13 protein-coding genes are annotated in these 20,234 nt (G+C 71.3%); 9 read left to right on the forward strand and 4 right to left on the reverse strand.

Features of this window, described 5'->3' with window-relative positions; all coding sequences use genetic code 11:
* The first annotated feature begins 6 nt into the window (after window positions 1–6).
* Window positions 7–1,149 (forward strand): sensor histidine kinase, encoded by a 1,143-nt coding sequence (locus tag QE452_RS01660; protein ID WP_125996569.1) that lies wholly within the window; start codon window positions 7–9, stop codon window positions 1,147–1,149.
* Window positions 1,146–1,943, forward strand: coding sequence for a LytTR family DNA-binding domain-containing protein (locus QE452_RS01665; protein WP_125996570.1), 798 nt, complete (start codon window positions 1,146–1,148; stop codon window positions 1,941–1,943). The genes QE452_RS01660 and QE452_RS01665 overlap by 4 nt, the downstream gene beginning before the upstream one ends.
* A 34-nt stretch (window positions 1,944–1,977) precedes the next feature.
* On the opposite strand, the gene QE452_RS01670 is transcribed toward QE452_RS01665, so the two are convergent.
* The gene (locus tag QE452_RS01670; protein ID WP_309729506.1) at window positions 1,978–2,598 is read right to left on the reverse strand and encodes a response regulator; all 621 of its coding nucleotides are present in this window, start codon (window positions 2,596–2,598) and stop codon (window positions 1,978–1,980) included.
* Between the two features lie 180 nt (window positions 2,599–2,778).
* On the opposite strand from QE452_RS01670, the gene QE452_RS01675 reads away from it, so the two are divergent.
* The gene (locus QE452_RS01675) at window positions 2,779–4,539 is read left to right on the forward strand and encodes a DUF885 family protein (protein WP_309658407.1); all 1,761 of its coding nucleotides are present in this window, start codon (window positions 2,779–2,781) and stop codon (window positions 4,537–4,539) included.
* Between the two features lie 105 nt (window positions 4,540–4,644).
* Here QE452_RS01675 and QE452_RS01680 read toward each other — a convergent pair whose 3' ends face one another.
* The 3 genes from QE452_RS01680 to QE452_RS01690 form a co-directional block, all read right to left on the reverse strand.
* Window positions 4,645–5,526, reverse strand: coding sequence for a retroviral-like aspartic protease family protein (locus QE452_RS01680; RefSeq protein WP_309658408.1), 882 nt, complete (start codon window positions 5,524–5,526; stop codon window positions 4,645–4,647).
* A gap of 40 nt (window positions 5,527–5,566) precedes the next feature.
* Window positions 5,567–8,326: a pitrilysin family protein gene (locus tag QE452_RS01685; RefSeq protein WP_309658409.1), complete on the reverse strand. Its 2,760-nt coding sequence runs from the start codon at window positions 8,324–8,326 to the stop codon at window positions 5,567–5,569.
* 83 nt (window positions 8,327–8,409) lie between these two features.
* Window positions 8,410–8,853: a hypothetical protein gene (locus QE452_RS01690; RefSeq protein WP_309729509.1), complete on the reverse strand. Its 444-nt coding sequence runs from the start codon at window positions 8,851–8,853 to the stop codon at window positions 8,410–8,412.
* Window positions 8,854–9,035: 182 nt separating this feature from the next.
* Between QE452_RS01690 and QE452_RS01695 the strand changes: the two genes are divergently transcribed.
* The 6 genes from QE452_RS01695 to QE452_RS01720 are packed head-to-tail and all read left to right on the forward strand — an operon-like array spanning window position 9,036 to window position 20,227.
* Window positions 9,036–9,962, forward strand: a complete 927-nt coding sequence (locus QE452_RS01695; protein ID WP_309729513.1) for a hypothetical protein — start codon at window positions 9,036–9,038, stop codon at window positions 9,960–9,962.
* Entirely contained in the window at window positions 9,959–10,870 is a 912-nt protein-coding gene (locus QE452_RS01700; protein WP_309729517.1) for a DUF58 domain-containing protein, read from the forward strand. The genes QE452_RS01695 and QE452_RS01700 overlap by 4 nt, the downstream gene beginning before the upstream one ends.
* A complete protein-coding gene (locus QE452_RS01705; protein ID WP_309729519.1) occupies window positions 10,867–11,751 on the forward strand; it encodes a hypothetical protein in 885 nt (294 codons plus the stop codon). Before QE452_RS01700 ends, QE452_RS01705 begins: the two co-directional genes overlap by 4 nt.
* Window positions 11,636–12,466, forward strand: coding sequence for a hypothetical protein (locus QE452_RS01710; RefSeq protein ID WP_309729522.1), 831 nt, complete (start codon window positions 11,636–11,638; stop codon window positions 12,464–12,466). Before QE452_RS01705 ends, QE452_RS01710 begins: the two co-directional genes overlap by 116 nt.
* A gap of 19 nt (window positions 12,467–12,485) precedes the next feature.
* Window positions 12,486–14,930, forward strand: coding sequence for a VWA domain-containing protein (locus tag QE452_RS01715; RefSeq protein ID WP_309658413.1), 2,445 nt, complete (start codon window positions 12,486–12,488; stop codon window positions 14,928–14,930).
* Complete coding sequence (locus tag QE452_RS01720) at window positions 14,927–20,227, forward strand: hypothetical protein (RefSeq protein ID WP_309658414.1); 5,301 nt, start codon at window positions 14,927–14,929, stop codon at window positions 20,225–20,227. The genes QE452_RS01715 and QE452_RS01720 overlap by 4 nt, the downstream gene beginning before the upstream one ends.
* The last annotated feature ends 7 nt before the right edge of the window (window positions 20,228–20,234 follow it).

The raw sequence follows: 20,234 nt of genomic DNA on the forward strand, positions 1-20,234 counted from the left end.
ACGACGATGGCTACGCTACCCGCCCCCGCTTCTCCGAGCACCAGCACCGCCGAACGCCGGCTCGCGCTCAACGTGCGTCCTTTCTTCGAGGACAAGGCGCGCGCCTTCTGGACGCTCCAGGCGGTCGGCTGGGCCGGCTATCTGGTGCTGCGCGCGGTGTCGGGCCTGTCCAACGGCTTCTCGCTGGAGATCATCATCCCCGCGATCGTCTCGGCGATCGTCGGCTATTGCATCACGCTGCTGCTCTCGACGCTCTACGGCGGCTATCGCCGCTTCCCCCGCCTGATCGGCGTAGTGCTGGCGCTGGTCACGCTGGCCGCCGCCACCGCGCTCTATGCGACGCTGGAGGCCTATACCTGGTCGTTCCTCAACTCCGCCAAGCCCAGCGTGTCGCTGGCCAAGGTGATCGGCTATTCCTTCTTCAACCTGACCGTGCTGGCGGGCTGGTCGGCGCTCTATTTCGGCATCAACTTCTACCTGATCGTCGAGCAGCAGATCGACGAGATGCGGATGCTGGAGCTCCAGGCCTCGACCGCGCAGCTCGCCATGCTGCGCTACCAGCTCAATCCGCATTTCCTGTTCAACACGCTGAATTCCATCTCGACGCTCGTCCTGCTCAAGCAGACCGAGCGGGCGAACGCGATGCTCAGTCGGCTGTCCTCCTTCCTGCGCTACACCCTCGCCAATGAGCCGACCGCGCATGTCACGGTCGCGCAAGAGGTTGAAACGCTGAAGCTCTATCTCGAAATCGAGAAGATGCGGTTTGAGGATCGGATGCGCCCCAAATTCGATATCGACCCGCGCGCCGAACGCGCGCGGCTGCCCTCGCTGCTGCTCCAGCCCCTGGTCGAGAATGCGATCAAATATGCGGTCACGCCGCAGGAGGAGGGGGCGGAAATCTGCATCACCGTGCGCTTCGCCGGGGATCGGGTGCAGATCGCCGTATCCGACACCGGGCCCGGCTTGCATGAGACGCGCGTTACGCCAAGCCTTTCAACCGGCGTGGGGCTCGCCAATATCAGGGAACGCCTGGTGCAGGCCTATGGCCCGGACCAGCGTTTCGAAACGCGCTCCATGCCCGCTGGGGGATTCTCGGTCGAGATCGAGATCCCGTTCCAGCTGGAAGATGTGAACAGAGAGGCCGCATGACCATCCGTACCATCCTCGTCGACGACGAGCCGCTCGCGATCCAGGGGCTCGAACTGCGTCTTCAGGCGCACGAGGACGTTGAGATCATCGAGAAATGCTCGAACGGCCGCGAGGCGATCCGCGCGATCAAGACCCACAAGCCCGACCTGGTCTTCCTCGACATCCAGATGCCCGGCTTCGACGGCTTTTCCGTGGTGCAGGGGCTGATGGAGGTGGAGCCGCCCTTGTTCGTGTTCGTCACCGCCTATTCCGACCATGCCCTGCGCGCCTTCGAGGCGCAGGCGGTCGATTATCTGATGAAGCCGGTCGAGGAGAGCCGGCTGGGCGACACGCTCGACCGGGTGCGGCAAAGGCTGGCGGAAAAGCGCGGCGCGGGTGAGGCCGACCGGCTGAAGGAAGTGCTGGCGGAGGTCGCGCCCGAGGCGGTGGACGACATCGCCGATGGCGGCGACCATGCCGCCAACCGGTTCGAGAAGCTCATCAACATCAAGGATCGCGGCCAGATCTTCCGCGTCGATGTCGACACGATCGAGCGGATCGACGCGGCGGGCGATTACATGTGCATCTACACCGGCGACAATACGCTGATCCTGCGGGAGACGATGAAGGATCTGGAGAAACGGCTCGACCCGCGCCGGTTCCAGCGCATCCACCGCTCGACCATCGTCAATCTCGACCTGGTCAAGCAGGTCAAGCCGCACACCAATGGCGAATGCTTCCTGGTGCTGGGATCGGGCGCGCAGGTGAAGGTCAGCCGCTCCTATCGCGACGTGGTGGCGCGCTTCGTCCACTGAATGCCGGGGCGGGGGCGGCCGGCCGTTCCCCGCCTCAGGCCGCCAGCCCGTGCGGCGGCAGGCCGGCGATATCCTCCATCTTCGTCGCCAGGTCGAAACAGGAGCGTGCGGCCATCTTGCGCAGCACGCTGACCCGCTGGTTCTTCACCGTGCTTTCCGCCTTGGACAGGCGCTGGGCGATCACCTTGTTGCGCATCCCCCGCGCCAGCAGCGGCACCAGCGTGCGTTCCGCCGGGGAGAGGCTTTCGAACGCCCGCCGGTTGGCGCGGGCGGTGGCGACGCGGGCGGCGGCGGCGGCGCGTGACAGGCCCTGTTCGACCGTGCGGACCAGCGTGCGCGGCGGGACCGGCTTGACCAGAAAATCCATCGCGCCCGCCTTCATCGCGGTCAGCGCGTCCGCCACGTCGGCGCCGCCGCTGGCGAAGATGATCGTCAGCGCCGGGCGGGCGGCGACCATCGCCTGAAGCGCCAGGCCGCTGCGCCCCCGCAACCGCACGTCGAGCAGCAGCACGCCATCCGGTTCCGCGACCCGCGCCAGGAACGCGTCGGCGCTGTCGAAGCCCTGCACGGCATGTCCGCGCGCGGTGAGCATCGCTGCCGTGTTGTCCCGGAAATGGTCACAGCTGTCGACGATGTAGACGGGCAGTTGCGGCATGGGAGCTTGGCGATCCATACGTCTTTTATAGGAAGGAGTGTCGACGTTGCTTCGACATTCCGGTCGACAATCCCTGCAGGGTTCCGCAGACGCCGAATGCCGGCAGGCCCGGGTCGTATGCGGTCTGCGGCTGGCTGGCGCGAAGCCGGTCGCCGGGGCAGAGGGGACGAAGGACTAGGCATGACGATCGCACTGGCGCTGACGCTGCTGATGGTGGCCCCCGCTGCCGCCGCTTCCCCTCCGGCCGCCAGGGCGGATGTGCCCGTTGGCGATGCGGCATTCCGCACGCTGTCCGAGCGCGAATATGCATGGCGCAAGACGCTGACTGGTCCTGACGAGGATTCGTCCGCCAGCCAGAATGCGACACTGCCCGATGTCGGCCCGGCGGCGCAGGCGGCAATGACGAAGCGCTGGACCGAGACGATGGCGGCGCTCGACCGGATCGACCCGGCCACGCTGTCGCCGGCGGCGCGCGATGACTATAGCGTCTATCGCGGCCAGATCGCGGCCCTGCTCGCGCGCCAGCGGTTCCGGGAATTCGAAAAGCCGCTGAACGCCGACACCAGCTTCTGGATGAATGTCGGCGGCATGGCGCGGGAGACCTATCGCGACGAGGCGGCGCTGCGCCGTTATCTTTCGCAACTGGCGAGCATGCCGCGCTACTATGACCAGCAGATCGCCAATATGCGGGCCGGGCTGGCGCGCGGCTTCACCCCGCCGCGTGTCACCTTGCAGGGGCGCGACGCGAGCGTGGCGGAGGTCGTCAAGGCAGGGGCCGGCGAGGCTTCGCCCTTCTACGCGCCGTTCACGATCCTGCCCGCGACGATCCCGGCTGCCCGGCAGGCGGAACTGCGCGCCGAGGCGAAGCGCGTGATCGCGCAAGCCGTGGTTCCGGCCCATCGGACGTTGCTGGCGTTCCTGCGCGACGACTATATGCCGACCGCGCAGACCCGGCTCGCCGCCTATGACCTGCCGGACGGCCGGGCCTATTACCGGTCGAAGATCCGCGAATATGTGACGCGCGACCTGCCGCCCGAGGAGATCCATGCGATCGGCCTGACGGAGGTCGCTAAGATCCGCGCGCGGATGCAGGCGGTGATGGCAAGCGTACAATGGCAGGGCGACCTGCCGTCGTTCCTCGACCATCTGCGCAGCGACCCGCGATTCTATGCCAAGACGCCCCAGGCCTTGCTCGACCGCGCGGCATGGATCGCCAAGACCTTCGACGGCAAGGCATCGACCTATTTCGGGCGGCTGCCGCGGATGCGCTTCGCGATCAAGCCGGTCGCCCCGGACATCGCGCCCTTCTACACCAGCGGGCGCGGCGGGCCGGGCATCTATCTGGTCAATACCTATGACCTGCCGTCGCGGGCGCTCTATTCGCTGCCCGCGCTGACGCTGCACGAAAGCGCGCCGGGGCACGCGTTCCAGATGCCGTTCGCGATGGAGCTGACCGACCTGCCCGAATATCGCCGCAACAGCTATATCTCGGCCTATGGCGAGGGCTGGGCGCTCTATTGCGAGGCGCTGGGCGAGGATATGGGGATGTACGAGACGCCCTATGACCTGTTCGGGATGCTCAGCTACCAGATGTGGCGCGCGGTGCGGCTGGTGGTCGACACCGGAATCCACGCCAAGGGCTGGACGCGGGAACAGGCCCAGGCGTTCCTGCGCGACAATACCGCGCTGTCGAACCATGAGATCACCACCGAGGTCGACCGCTACATCGCCTGGCCGGGACAGGCGTTGAGCTATTATATGGGCGAACTGGCCTTCCTGGATGCGCGGGCCAAGGCGCGGCGGGCGCTGGGTGAGGGGTTCGACTATCGCGCCTTCCACGACGCCATGCTGAGCCTGGGTTCGGTGCCGCTGCCGATGATCGACGCCCGTGTCGACCGTTTCATCGCCGACAAGGGCAAGGGTCCGTACCCCCTGTCATAGGCGACCGGCCCGATCCTGGCGGAGGCGGCCCGCCAGTCCCGGCTCCGCGCGCCGCCGGATAGCATCCCGGACCATCGGCCGGGAATGATCGCTGCGGCGGCGATCCTATGGCAGCTTGATCTGCAACTCGCCGCGCGGGAAGTCGACCGCATAGCCGGGGAAGAGGTTCAGCAGGTCGTTGCCCAGGATGAGCGATGGCCGGGTATCCTGGTCGTCGGAGATCATGATCGGCACGTTGGACAGGCCGATCCGCCCGATCGACAATTTGCCGATCCTGGCGCGCCGGATCTTCTGCCCGCCGGCCGATGCGCCCCGGATCTCGCCGCCGTCGCTCAGGCGCGGGTCCGTCTCGGTCCAGCCGAGCAGGCGGAAGGCGGCGGCGTTGGCGATGGTGACGGCCGCGCCCGTATCGATCAGGGCGGGGACGCGGACCCCGTCGAGCGTCACGGGGATTTCGACGAAGCCCGCGCCCGTCCGGCTGCCCGCGATCGTCGCGAAGCCGGGCCCGGCGGGGGCGGAAGGTTCGGCGGCGATGCGGTTCGTGCTGCGGTCGATCAGCAGCTTGCGGTTGGTGAAGGATTCCATGCCGATGATGCCGCGCGCATCGGTGACGCCGGCATTGGTCAGTTCGACCATCGCGACATAGCGCGCATCGACCAAGGGGTTCGTCAGCCGGTCGACCGGATAGAGCCGCGCCTGCGCGCTGCCCGTCGCGCCGTCGACCGCGATGCCGCGGTTCAGTGGCTTGAGACCCAGTTCTTCGGCCAGCGGCCGGCTCATCAGGCTGGTCTGCGCCGCGGTGTCGACGACCATGGGGAAGGGACCCTTGCCATTGATCCGCACCGTCATGACCGGCCGCCCCCGCGCATCGTGCAGCAGCGGCGCCTGTACCGGGGCGGTCGCCGCCTGGGCCGGTGGGGGTGGCGGCGGCGTCGTGGCGGCGGCGGGCTGGGCCTGGGTCAAGGCCAGGGCGGCGAGGAGGAGCATGAGGCGGTTCCTGACGAACGAGAGGAGGGGGGCGGACGGATCAGCGTAATCTGCGGCCCTGGGCGTCCCAGACCTCGGTCGGGGCCAGGCCCAGCGCGCGGGTTTGCGGCTCGATCGCACGCAGGTCGCCGATCACGACCCAGGTCATCCGGTCGGGAGCGAACAGGCGGCGCGCGCTATCCTTCGCCTCCGCCAGCGTCACCGCGCTCAGCCGCTGGGCCAGCGTCGTCGCGCGGTCATAGGGCAGACCATAGCGGTCCGCCGTCTCCAGCGCGTTGAGAAACGCCGCGTTGCGCGAAAAGCCGAGCGTCGCGGTGCGGAGCAGCGCGCTCCGCTGTCCGTCCAGCTCCGCCTGGGTCGGCGGTCGGGTGGTGGCGAAGTCGGCGAATTCGCGGCGTAGCTCGGCCAGGCTGGCGGCGGTGCGATCCGCCTGCACCGTGCCACGCGCGACGAACAGACGGTCGCCGGTCGGCGCATCCTGTATGTCGCCGCCGAAGCCATAGCTCCACCCCTTGTCCTGCCGCAGATTGGCATTCAGCCGCCCCGACCCGATATCCGCCAGCATCGCGGCGGTCAGGCTCTCGGTCGCCGAGCGATCCTTGTCGAAGGGCGGGACGCGCGTGCCGACGGTGATGCTGCTCTGCGGCGCGCCGGGTGCGTCGACCAGGATCAGGCGCGGCCCCGGGGACGCGGCCGGGGCGGTCGGCATCGGCTGTCGGCTGGGCGCCGCAGGACCAGTCCAGCGGCCGAAAGAGCGTTCGGCCAGCGCCCTGGCGCGCTCGGGCGTCACGTCGCCGACGATGGTGAGCGTCGCGTCGCCGGGCACGATATGCCGGGCGTGATAGGCGATCAGCGCGGCGCGCGACAAAGCTTCGGCATCCGGCCGCGCCGGGATGCGCCCGCGTGCGTCGCCATCGCCCCAGATCGCGTACCGGAGCAGCGGCACCCCGGCCGCGAACGGATTGCGCGCCTGCCCCTCCAGCGCCCGGAGCGCGTTCGCCCGTGCCTCGTCGACGGCGGTCTGGGGATAGGCGGGATGTTCGACCAGATCGGCGACGAGCGCGAAGGAGTCGTCCAGCCGGGCATTCGCCACGCTCCAGCGGACCGTACTGCTCCACGGGCCTGCCTGCGTGCCGAGCTGGATGCCCAGTTGCGACAGGCGCTGCTCGACCTGCTCGCCCGACCGGGTCTTCGCGTCCGCACCCAGCAGGTCGAAAGCGGCACCGACGATGCCCGGCGCGACGCCCGGATCGGTCATCGTGCCGCCGGCGAATTGCAGGCTCATATCGGCGACCGCGGTGCCGGCGCGGCGCGCGACGACCAGCTTCATGCCATTGGCCAGCGTCATGCTGGTGACGGGAGGAAAGGCGATCTGCGCCTTGAACGGGCCGGGCGCGGGCATGTGGCGGCGGTCGACATCGGTGGCGGCGGCGTGCCGGTCGGGCACGGGCAGCGTCACCATCTCGTAATAGGGGCGGGCGAGCCATTGCGCCGCGACCGCGCGGACGTCCTCGGGCCGCGCGGCGTTGATCCACGCCCGCTGCCGCAGGAAATGGGTCGGGTTCCCTTGCGCGACCTCGCCGTCCCCCAGCCGAGTGCCGAGGGCCGCATTGTCGTCCAGCATCCGCAGCAGCATCGCGTCGGTGCTGGCGACGATGCTCCGCAACCGCGAGGGCGCCGGCCCCTTGGCCGCATAGTCGGCGATCGCGGCATCCAGCGCGCGGTCCGCCGCCTCGGGCGAGACGCCGGGACGCAAGGCCATGGAGATGTTCAACACGCTGCCCAGCGCGCTCTCGGTGACGGTCGCGCCGACGCCGGTCGCGACCTTCGCATCGGTGACGAGCGCGCGGACCAGCGGCGCATCCGCCGGACCCGCCATGGCGCGGGCGGCGAGCAGCAGCAGCGTCGTGTCCTGCGGCGATCCGTTGGGGATCGGCCAGCTGCGCGAGATGCTGCCCTGTCCGAAATTGCCGTAGAGCAGGTCGCGTCGCGTCTCGATCAGCGACGGGGTCCATTGCAGCGGGCGGCTGATCGGCGTCCCGGGGCGGATCGCGCCGAAATAGCGGGTGATCTTGTCCCGCGCGGTGGCGGCGTCGATGTCGCCCGACAGGACCAGCACCGCATTGCCCGCGCCGTAATGGCCCTGGAACCAGTGCTTCACATCGGCGAGCGTCGCCCCCTCGATATCCTCGGTCGAGCCGATCGTGGGATGGGCATAGGGATGACCGGCGGGATAGAAGGCGGTCAGGAAATGCCGCCACGCCATCTCCTCGGGGCGCAATTCGCCCTGCCGCTTCTCGTTCAGCACGACGCGGCGCTGCTCGTCGAGCAAGGCCTGCGTGATGCCGCCGTCCAGATAGCCCATGCGATCCGACTCTATCCACAGGACCGAGTCGAGCGCGTTGGTCGGCACCGTCTCGTAATAGACGGTGTCGTCGGTACGGGTCATGCCATTGGCCCCGACCCCGCCGATCGCCTTCAACGCGGCCATATATTCCTGCGGCCGGTTCGCCGTGCTCTGGAACATCAGATGCTCGAACAGATGGGCGAAGCCGGTCTTGCCGGGCGGTTCGTCGCGCGATCCGGTCTTGTACCACAGTCCGACGAATACCGACGGGTTACGGTGGTCGGTGTGCACGATCGCGGTCAGGCCGTTGGGCAGGGTGAAACGCTCGAACGGCACGCGTGCCGCCGTCTGCGTCGCGACCGGTGGCCTGGCCTGCGCCACGGCCGGAGCGGGCAGACAGGCGGCCGTCCCGGCAAGCCAGAGGGTCCACAGCGCATGTCTGGCGGATGTCACGTTGGCGATCCCATCTTGGCCCCCATCTCGGCCCGGTTCACGGCACGGTGCCGATGCGGGGCAGGAACCATGTTTTGCTTGCATCAGCCTTGCAGGCGGGACGGCGATGGATAGGCAGAGCAAGGTTGGTGCAAGCCAGCGCCCATAGGGTTTGGCCAGGCCTCCGATATCGACGGGGCGGGGACGCGGATGGACGAACGATCGGACGGGCTGCTCCACGAGCGGCTCGACAGGCTGGAGCGACGGGGGCGGGGGACGCTGACCATGGCGGCGCGGGCGTCGGCATGGCGTCGCGCGGCCGACATCGCCGCACTGGCCTCGATCGTGATGCCCGTCCTGCTGCTCTCGATCGCGCTGCTGGTCGGGCCGGTGGCGGTGCTGCCCGCCATCCTCGCCACGATCGTCGTGCCGCTGGTCGTCCTGATGGTCGCCATGGGGGTGCGGATGGCCCGGTTCCGGGTGGAGCGCCGGGCGGCGCTGGCCCAGGTCGACCGATCCCTGGCGCTCAAGGACCGGGCGGTCGTCACCGCCGAATTCCTGGCGGCGGACCGGCGCGACGGCTTCCGCGCGGCGGCCTTGCAGGAAGCCGCGCCGTGGCTGGACCGGGCGATATCCGCCCCGGTTGCGGTCGCGGGCGGGGCGCAGGCGTCGCCCCGCCATCGCTGGGCCGTGCCGCTCCTCTCGCTCGTCCTTCTGGTCGCGGCGTTGAATGTCCCTCCGTCGTCGCGCGCACGACCCGCCGGGCAAGGCGGCCTCCACGCTGGGGCGGATCGCGATGGCCATCGGGGTGCGTCCCGTGACGGACGCGGCAGATGCCTCGCGACGGGCCGCCAATGCCGAGGTGGCGGCGACAGGTGCGTCGGGCGCGGCCGCCGGGGCAGGGGGCGCGGCCGGGACGGGGACTGCCGCCGCAGGGGCCGGGGCCATGGGGAAGAGCGGAGCGGCGGCGTCCGCCTCCCATGCGCCGCTCGGGCAGTCGGACAGCGGCGGGGATGCAGGGGGCGAGGCGTCCGGCAGCGGCCAAGCCGATGGCAGCGGCGCCGCCGGGCGGATGGGCGATGCCCGCAGCGACCGTCAGGCCGGGGACTCGCCGCGCGACCGCCAGGACGCCGAGGTGAAGCAGGGCAAGGCGGACGGCGCCACTGCGCCCGAAAGCCGCGCCACGCCACCCGGCGGACCGCAGAGCAGCGCGGCCGCCGGCCTCTCCGCCGCCGCTGGCGCGCCGCCCCAGCCGCGCTCGCCGGGAAGCAACCAGAGCCAGCCGCGATCCAGCTCGCGCAGCCGTCCGCAATCGGGGCAGCAGTCGGAGGGTGCGAACAGTTCCGGGCGCAGCAACAATGGGCAGCAGGGCTCGAACCGAGGCAATGGGTCGGAGGGGATCAAGCGCGCGCGCGGATCATCCTCGCTCATGCTGGCGGTGCCGATGGAGGACCGGGTGATCGGCACGATCAATGCCGGGTCGGTCAGCACGACGACCCGCAATGCACCGCCACGCGCCATGGCGTCGGGCAGGGTCGCGGCGCAGGCACGGGGGATCGGGCAGGGCCCCGGAGCCCCGGTGGCGGAGCGGACGCGCAGCGTGCAGGAGGATCGTCTGCTGGAGCGCTATTTCGCGCGTGCGGGGGTGGGGCAATGAGCCTGTCCGCCGCGCCCGGCTTCGATGCATTGTTCGATCCCGTCTTCCTGGAGCGGGTGAACGCACTGACCCTGCGGATCGCGGCGGCGCAGAAGGGGGGGCGTCTGGCCGACCAGCGGACGGCGGCGCGCGGCCAGGGATCGGACTTTGCCGACTTCAAGCCCTATGTCGCGGGCGACGACCTGCGCGCGATCGACTGGAACATCTATTCCCGGCTGGGCAAGGCGTTCGTCCGGGTGTTCGAGGAACGCCAGGACCTGCCGGTCTATATCCTGCTCGACGTGTCGCGCAGCATGTTCGTCGAACATCCGCCCCGGATCGGCGCGGCGATGCGCACCGTGCTGGCGCTGGCGGGGGCGGCGCTCGGCCAGCATGACGCAGTCAGCCTAATGACGGTCAGCGACGATCTGGGCACCGCGATGAAGAATGTGTCGGGCAAGGGCGGCATCGCGCGGGTGGCGCGCGTGCTGGCCGATCAGGCGGCGGCGGGGGGCACCGCGCTGGCGGGGGCGCTGAACCGGCTGGCGGCGATGCGGTTGCGGCGGGGCCTGGTGGTGGTGGTGTCCGACTTCTTCGACGATGACGGTCTGGACGGGGTGCTGGGGGCGCTGGAGACGCTGCCGCATCGGCTGCTGCTGGTGCAGATGACGCGCGCCGCGGATGCGGACCCGACGCTGCTCGCCGATCTGGACGGGGACTTGGTCATCGAGGATGGCGAGCATGACGGCGCGGGCGTGACCGTGACGCCCGCGTTGATCGAGCGCTATCGCGCGACCTATCGCGCCTTCGCGGACTCACTCGACGCCTTTGCGCGTGGGCGGGGGGCGACGCTCATCCGCATGGACGCCGATCGCGATGTGATCGACCAGCTGACACCGCTCCTGACCGCCGGGAGGGTGCTGCCATGAGCGCCGCCCTGTTCGGCTGGCCGGTGACGCTGGCGGGCGCGGCGGCGCTGGCGGGCATCGTCTACCTGCTGCAACGGCTGCGCGCGCGGCGGCGGGTGCTGCGCCTGCCGACGGCGGGGCTGTGGGCGCAGGCGATGCGCGAGGCGCCGGTCAGCGTGCTGGGCGGGCGGTTCCGCTACTGGCTGGCCTATCTGCTGATCCTGGCGATCGCGCTGCTGATATGGATCGCGGCGGCGCATCCGACCTGGTCGCCCGCGCCGGGGGGCGGCGGGATGCAGCGCTTCTATCTCGACAATTCGGCGTTGATGACCGGGGGCGACGACCTGGCCCGTGCCAAGCGGGCGCTGCTGGCCGATGTCCGGGCGACCCCGGCCGACCGGCGCGAGGTCATCCTCGGCGACGCGGTCGGTACGCGGCTGCTGGCGCCGGGCGAGAGCGCGTCGCTCCTGTCGCGGCGGTTGGACATGGTCTCGGCGGCGGTGCGGCCCTCGGCCTTCGCCGATTGGGCGCGGCAGGTCGATCCGGCGACGGTGCGCTATTATGGCGCATGGGGCGCCGCCCATCCCGCGGCCCGGTCGGCGGCGCTGCGCTATGGCTATCTCGCCGATCCGGTGCCGGGCAATCGCGGCATCGTCGCGCTGGGCGTGACACCGGCGGCGTCGGGGCAGGCGGGCAAGGCGGATCTGCTGGTCACCGTCGCGGCCGCCCGGTGGAGCGGTGCCGACCGCCACGGACCTGCGCTGGACGCGCGACGGGCAGACCTTCGTGCCGACGGGGGGCGAGGCGCTGGGCGGCGCGCGCTATCTGGTGCGCGACATCGACGCGGCCGGCGAGGTGATCGGCGTGGCCCTGGCCACCGGCGATGGTTTCGCGGCGGATGACGGCGCGACGATCCGCATGCCCGACCGCCGGCCGCTGCGGGTGGCGCTGCTCGCCGGGACGCCCGCCGCCATCCGCGCGGCGGTGGCGGCGGACCCGTCGCTGGTGCTGGTCCCGGCGGCGCAGGCGCAGATCCTGGTCGGCGATGCGCGGGCGGTGCAGGGGGCGGACCGGCCCGTGCTGATCCTGTCCGACGCGGCGGCACAGGCCTTCGTCTTCGCCGGACCGGGTGAGAGCGAACGCGGCGAGGTCGCATCGCGGCTCGACGCGCTGGGCCTGGCGCAGCTCGATGCGGGGGCGCTGGCGGATGCGCTGCACCGGCCGGTCGGGGTCGACGTCCGCGATGCCCGCCAGCGGCGCGTGACGGCTTGGGCGGCGATGTTCGCCCCCGGCTCGCCCTTCGTCGCCAGCCCCGCCATGCCGATCTTCGTCAGCCGCAGCCTGCATTGGCTGGGACGGCGCGATGCGTGGCGATCCTTCGCCACGGCGGGGGACAGCGACGATCCGCTGACGCTCGCGCGGCCCGGCGCCGATGCGCCGCTGTCGCTGACCGACCGGGCGACGACGCTGGCCGCCGCCGACACCAGCGCCCACCCCGCCGTCACCCATAAGCATGGTGAATGGCCCTCGGACCTGCCCTTCCTGACGCTGCTGCTGGGGGCGGCGGCGCTGCTGGGTGTCGAATGGTGGCTGGTGCAGCGGCGCGTGATTCCTTGAGGGCCGGACGGACGTGAGCATGACCTTCCTCTTTCCGGTCGCGGGCTGGCTGTTCCTGCTGCTCCCGCCGCTCTTGTGGTGGCCGATGCGGGCTCGCCCGCGCTGGGGCCAGGCGGCATTGCGCGCGGCGGTGTTCGCCTGCCTGATCGTCGCGATGATGCAGCCCAGTCTCGTCCGGCGCGACGGCGCAGGCGCGCAGGTCTATATCCTCGACCAGCGGGAAGTGCTGGGGGCGGCCGGCCAAGCGATGGCGCGGCGTGCGCTGGACCGCGTGCGGGCCACCGCACCCGGGGGGGCGGCCACCACCGTCATCCAGCTGGGCGGGACGGCCACGGGACGCTTGGTGATCCGCGACGGCTCCCTGTCGCAGGCGTTGCGCGCGGCGGCGCGGGCCATTCCGCTCGGCTCGGGCGGGGCGGTGACGCTGATCGGCAGCGGCCTGTCCACCGACACCCATTGGCAAGCGGAGATCGCCGCGCTGGTCGCACGCGGGATTCCGGTCAACAGCATCGCCGTGCCGACCGCGCCGCGCGCCGCCTTTGTCGGTGACGTGCGGACCGCGCCGGCGCGGGTCGGCGAGATGCTGCACGCCAACGTCCTGGTGGAGGGCGATGGCGGCACGCACCGGATCGCGGTGTTCGACGGCGACCGGCGACTGGCCGCCAGCGCACCGTTCCACGCGGACGGCGAGACGCATGTCGCGCTGGACATCCCCGCCGAGCGCGCCGGGTTCCTGCCGCTGCGGGTCGAGCTGGACGGTCGCGGCGGGTTCCAGACGCTGGCGGCGGTGCAGGAGCCGCGCCACCTGCTCTATCTGGGCGAGCGACAGCAGGGAGCGGCGGGCCCGTTGCAGCGACTGCTCGGCCGCAGCTTCGTCGTCGACCAGCGCGCACCGTCCGCGCTCGACGCCGCATTCGATCCGGCACGCTGGCCGCTGGTCATGGTCGACGACCTGCCCGCCGCGCGCCTGCCGGTGGCGGTCCAGCAGCGGCTGAACCGGGCGGTGGCGCGCGACGGGACGGGATTGTTCGTGTCGGGCGGCATGGCGGCGTTCGGGGCGGGGGGCTATGCGGACACCCCGCTCGGCGCGGCGCTGCCCGTCACGGCGCGGGCGCAGGACAAGCAGATCCGCCCCAGCGTCGCGCTGGCGATCGTCATCGACAGTTCGGGATCGATGCAGGGCGACCGGCTCGACCTTGCCAAGCAGGTCGCGCGCCAGACGGTGCGGAAGCTGAACGCGAACGACTGGGTCGGCGTGGTCGAATTCTATGGCGCGCGGCAATGGTCGGTGCCGATGCACCACGCGACCGACCTGCCCGATGTCGAGCGCGCGATCGGGCGGATGCAGGCGCAGGGCGCGAGCGTGCTGTTTCCCGCGCTTCAGGAGGCGTTCTACGGGCTCAAGGACCTGGATGCCCGCTACAAGCACATCCTCATCATCTCCGACGGCGGGGTGAGCGAGGATCGCTATCAGCAGCTGTTGCGTCACATTGCGGAGAACCGGGTCACCGTCTCGACCGTCGCGGTCGGGGGGGCGGTGGATGACGAGAAGAGCATGGCGGACTGGGCCCAGATCGGGCGGGGCCGCTTCTATTCGGTGCCCGACGAGTTCAACCTGGTCGAGATCGACTTCAAACAGCCCCAGACCCGCCCCGATCCCGGCTATCGCAGCGGCCGGGTGGCGGTGCGCGAGGAGGCGGGGGCGAAGGGGTGGGCTGGCGCCGGGCTGAGCACCCCGCCGCCGCTGTCGGGCTATGTCCAGACGCGGGTGCGACCGGAGGCCGAGACGCTGCTGCGCACCGATGGTGGCGACCCGATCCTGGCAAGCTGGCCGGTGGGCGGCGGGCGTGTGACCGCGATGATGACCGAGCCGCTGGGGGCGGGAACCGCAGGCTGGCGGGGCTGGTCCGATTATGGACGCTGGCTGGCGCGGCTGCTGGCGATGACCGCGCGCGCGCAGCCCGATCTGGCGGTCGCGACGACACGGCGCTTCGATCGGCTGGCGATCACCGTGCGGCGTGGCGGCACCGGCTCCACCGGCGGGGCGATGCCGGCCATCACGCTGGTCGATGCGGACGGACGCCCGCTGCGCCGGGTCGAGACGGTCGAGGAGCGGGCGCCGGGGCTGTTCGTCGCCGAACTGGCATGGCCGGACGATGCCCCCGCGCGCGTCGAGGTCCGTGACGGCGACCATCTCGCCCGTGCCGCCGATGCCGCCCGTTCCGACATGCGGCCGGTCGAGGCGATGCCCGCGTTCATGGCCCTGCCGCTGGCGACCCTGTCGGCCCGCACCCAGGGGTGGCATCGGGACGATCCCGCCGCCCCGCCGGGGACGGTGCAGCGCGCGGGCGGCCTGCGCGCGACCGATCTCTGGCCGTGGATCGCGCTGCTCGCCCTGGCGCTCTATCTGTTCGACATTGGCTATCGCCGCTGGCCCTCGCGCCGCATCGCAGGAATTCGATGATCCGCTTCTCCCCCCGCCGGTCCGCCCTTCGGCCCCTGCTGCTCGCGCTAACGCTGTCGACCAGCCTGACCGGCCCGTCCTGGGCGGCTGCGCAGGCGGGGCGGGACCGGTCCGCGCCGGTCGGCGTCGACCGGGCGGAGGCGCTGTGGCGCGACGGCGACCGCGCGGCGGCGCTGGCGGCGGCGACCGACGATCGCCGCAAGGCCGAACTGCTCGACGCGCTCGGCCGGGTGGCGGAGGCGGTGCCGCTCTATCGGATAGCGGCCGAGCAGACGCGCGATCCCGCCGCCCGACGCCGGATCCTGCTGCGGCTGGCGATCATCGACGCGATCCGTCGGCCCGACACGCTGCTGACCTATGCGAAGGGCGCGTCGCCCGCCGAGGCGCGGCGTCTGGCCGACATCCTCGCGCTGCTCGGACGGCCCAGGGCGGCGCTGGCCCTGGCGGGGCGGGGCGGCAGCGTCGCCGAACGGCTGACCGTGGCGCAATGGGCGTTGGCGGCGGGCGAGGCCGGACCCGCGCGCGACGCCGCCAAGGCCGCGCTGGCCGCCGCGACCACCCTCGATGACCGCCGCTATGCCCTGGCGCTGGTGGTCGAGGCGTATCGCGCCGCGAAGGACCTGCCGGGCGCCCTGGCCTATCTTGACACCTTGCCGTCCAGCGATCCGGTGGCGAACGCCCGGGTCGACGTGCTGCTCGAACTCGGTCGGACCCAGGCGGCCATCGCTGCGATCGAGGGATCGAAAGATGCCGCGCTGCGCAGCCGCCTGACCGGCGTGCTCGATCTGTCCGGCGATCGGACGGCGGCGCAGACCGAATATCGCCGCCTGATCGCCGCCGACCCGCATCAGGTCGATCTCTATGCCCGGCTCGCCGCCTCCTATCTGACGCAGGGTGACGAGGCGCAGGCGGTGGCGGTCTGGAAGACCCTGTTCGCCGCCAATCGGGGGCGGGCGGATGTGCTGACGGCGGCGGCGCGCGCGATGATCGGCATGGGGCTCCAGGACCAGGCGGTCGCGATGCTCGGGGGAAGCGCGGAAGACCCGGCGATCGCGACCGCGACGCATCTGTTCCTGTTCGAAACCTATCTCGATCGCGGCGACACCGCCAAGGCGCTCGCCGAGTTGCAGGCGGTGGAGCGCGGCGACACCGGCGGGCTGCTGCTGGCCGATGTCGCCGACGGCTATGAGCGACTGGGGCGGCCCGACCGGGCGCTGGCACTGCTCCGCAAGCTGGAGGCGAAGGGAGCACCCGGTTACGATATCCGCGCCCGCATCGCCCAGCTTTCCGCCGAGGCGGGGCAGGACGAGGAAGCACTGTCCCGCTGGCGTGCGCTTTGGGCCGACACCACGCTGCCCGCGCGGCGCAGCATCGTCGAGCGGCAGATCGTCGCGCTGGCCAAGCGGATGAACCGGCTGGAGCCGATGGCGCAGGAGATTGCGGCACGGCTGGACGCGGGCACGATCCGGCCCGGCGAGATCGACCTGCTGGTCGCGCTCCACCTGGCGCAGAACAAGCCCGACGCCGCCGCCGACGCCGTCCGCCGCTTCGCCACCCGCAGCGGCAAGGGCGAGGTGGCGGTGCTGAACCAGCTGGCACAGCTTTACGGGCGGGTGCGCGATTACGACCGGCTGGATGCGACGCTCGCCCGGCTGATCGCGCTCGACCCCGGCCATCGCGACGCGCATGTCCGCCAGTTGATCCTGACCCGCCTGCGCCACGACGACGGCACGGAATCCGCCGGACAGCGCCAGCAGGAGCTGGACGGGCTGATGGCGCAATTGAGCGACCAGGGCGATGCCGACACCCATGCCTTCAAGGCGACGGTCTATGCCCAAGCCGATCTCGATCCCCAGGCGCTGCGGCAGTTGCGCGAGGGGCTGGCCGCGCGGCCCGACGACCCCGATGCGCTGTCGCGGCTGGCGACCGAACTGAAGCGCCAGCACCGGCTGTCCGAGGCGGTCGGCCTGTTGCAATACAGGGCCGAGCAGGGCGATGCGGCGCAATTCGCGACCGCGATCGACACGCTGATCGACATGGTCGCCGACGCCCCCGCCGGCGAGACGGGGACGAGCGGTGGGCTCGACTGGGCCAAGCGGCGCGTGCTGGAGCGGATCGCCGAGGGCGGGGCGACGCCCCGGCTGCTCGGCCTGTTGTCCGACATCGCGGCGGCGGATGCCGATCTCGATCTCCAGATTCGTGCGACCGACGCGATGGTGCCGGGGGCCGGCGAGCAGCGCGGCTTCCTCCTTCGCGAATTGAGCACGTTGAGCGGCGGCGGTGCGAATGACGGCGGTTCGGTGTCGGTCATCGGCGATCCTCGGCGCAAGCTGGTCTATGCGCGCCGGTTGCTGGCGCTGGGCAAGTCCTTCCCGCCCGACCTCTATGCCGATCTCGCCCGCACCCTGCTGACGCAGGGGGACGAGGCGGGGGCCGAGCGCGCCTTTGCGCTGATGAGCGGTCTGGGCGGGCTGGTGAATGTCGACGAGGCGAAGGGCGACGCCTATGCCGCCGCCGGACGTCCCGCCCAGGCGCTGACCAACTATGCCCGCGCGCTGTTGCAGGACCAGTCGAACTTCGACCTGCTCGTCAAGACCGCGATCCTGGAGGAGCGGGCGGGCGAGGATGCGCTGGCGCATCGCTGGTACGGGTGCGGCCTGCGCGCCCTGCTGGCGCGGCAGCCGCTGACGCCGATGGGCGCGCATGACGAACGCGGGCTGGACGTTCGCCGCTATTATCCGACGATGGTCGAGGGGCTGCTGCTGACCTGGCCGGACGGAGCAAGTGCCGCCGACCCGGTGCTGGCCGATCTGGCGCAGCGATTCACCGCCGAGATGGGGCAGGTGGATGCCACCAAGCCGGGCGCGCTGGCGGATCATCCGCGCCTGGCGCTGCTGGTCGATCTGGGGCACCGCATCGTCGATGCCGGACATGGCGATGCCGGGCTCGCCGGGTGGGACGCGGCGCTCGACAGCCGCTTCACGAACGATCCAGCCTATCGGCGTGCGGCGCTGCTCCGCCGCCACTTGACCGGGCGGGGCGGGGCGGCGGTGGCGGCCGGTCTCGACTGGCCGCGCGCCGCTTTGGGCCTCCAGGCGGCGGACACCGGCAATGACGAGCTGGCGCTGGTCCTCGCCATCTCGGGGGGCGACGGTGCGGCGGTGCGGACACTGCTGGGCGCGGCGCTCGCCGATGAGGAAAAGGCGCGTGCCGCTGCGGCACCGGGGTTCCGCCGGCCGCTCTATCCGCTGTTGCTGAGCGATGCGCTGGACATGCTGACGCCCGATCAGTTCCGGTCCTGGGTCCTGCCACCGCTCCAGGCATCGCCGGCGCGGGACGATATCCTGTTCGACCTGTTCCGCGCGTCGCCCGCGCGCTTCGCCAAGCTGGAAAAGGTGGCGGGGGCGACCCTGTTGTCGCCCGACGCATTGGTCCGCCTGACGATCGCCCAGGGCAACAGGCCGCTCGCCGTCAATCTGGCGGTGTCGCGTCGCCATGGGGGTGGCGGCATGGACTGGCTCGACCAGTTCTCGGTCGACCAGCTCATCACGCTCTATGACGGCCTCACCACCCGCCTGGAGCGCGGCGAGGGGGATTCCGGCCTCACCGAGCTCACGCTCGACGCGCTGTTCCGCCGCCCGCTGGACGCGAGCGAGCGGGCGCGACTGACCGCGATCCTCGACCGCGACATCGCCGTCGTGCGCGATCCCAAGGCGCGCAGCGGCGCGCCGCTGGCGAACCGGTTGCTCCAGTTCGACGCGCTGCCCGCCGATCGTGACGTGGCGATGGCCGCCGCCAAGGCGCTGGCGGCGCGCTATGCCGATAGTGCCGCGCTGCCGCGCGTGCTCGAACGCTGGTGGGCGGGGGACACGCGGCAGGCCTTTGTCGAGCTGGTGACGATGGGCGAGGCGATGCGCGCCAATGGCCAGCAGGTGTTCTGGCTGGACCGTGCCGTTGCCCGGCATTTCGGCGACGCCCATCGCCAGCAGATCGCGGCGTTCCTGGGCGATCCCCGACCCGATCCCAAGGTCGCGGCGGAGCTGTTCCAGCGCTTCGCGGTGCAGGACCCGCAGACCACGCCCGACCAGCGTCTGGCGCTGACCCGCAAGATGATCGCGCTCGATCCCGCCAACCCGGCCTATCGCGAGCGCCTGCTGGCGCTCCATGTCGAGCAATCCGACTGGCGGGCCTTGGCCCCCGTCTTGCGCGACTATGTCGCGGGGCATCCCGATGACCGATCGGCGGCGACGATGCTGGCGCTGGTCTATCGCCTGCTCGACCAGCCCGGACAGGCGATGGCGGCGGCCGGCGCGGCACAGGTCGATCCCGACGATCCCGACTGGCTGGTCGCGCTGCTCAACCGTGCACGCATGATGCGCGGTTGGGCCGGGGGCGGCGGCGGGACCGGCGCGCTCTTCGCCAGCGTCTATGACGCCTATCGGGCGCACGTCCCCAATAATCCCGCGGTGGTGGCCGTCGAGGCCCGGCAGGGGCGCGGCACCGGGCCGGTCAGGACGGGCGACGACTCCACGCTGGGGCCGTTGCTGGCGTCGAGCAAGGGCGACGCGACCCCGCCCGCCCGGATTCTGCGCGCGATATGGCGGGGGTCGAACGCGATCGTCACCGAGGGCGATACCGGACGCGGGCGACGGGCGCTGGTCTATACCTTCGCCGCGGCGATCAAGGGGAATGGTGCGGGCGCGACCCTGTTCGCACAGGCCCCGATCTCGGCCGAACTGCAACGCTATCCTAGCGTCATGGCCCCGGAGGACCGGGCCCGGCAGCAGACGGTCTACGACATCATCGCCTATGGCCCCGCCCGGCGCGGCGAGGGGGCGGCGCAGCTGGCCGCGATGCTGGCCGATCTGCGCGAGGGCAAGGCCGATGCCGATACGGTGTCGCGCCTGATCGCGCTGGCCGACCGGATCGAGGCGCGGCTATCCCCGGCGGATGCCGCCGCGCTCGACGCGCGGTTGCGGACCATGCCGGCGATGACGGCCGACGGGCGGACCGCCGCGGCGCGCGTGCTGGCGCGCGGCGGCCTGTTCCCGCAGGCGGAGGCGATGCTCGACGCGGCGCTGGTCCAGATGCTCTATCCGGACGGGCCGCTGGACTCGGTCGACGACCTGGCGACCGCGATGACGGCGATCGTCTCCACCATCCCGCTCTGGCCGAACGAGGCCGACCGCCAGCGCGTCCATGCGGCGCTTGCGCAAATCTTCGAAAAGCGGAAGCTGGGGCCGAACGGGGGCGATCTGCCCGCTCTGCCGCCGCTTGGCGTAGACGCGGCACATTGAGGCGGGA

This window comes from Sphingomonas sp. SORGH_AS_0438, assembly GCF_031453475.1.
Lineage (GTDB): Bacteria > Pseudomonadota > Alphaproteobacteria > Sphingomonadales > Sphingomonadaceae > Sphingomonas.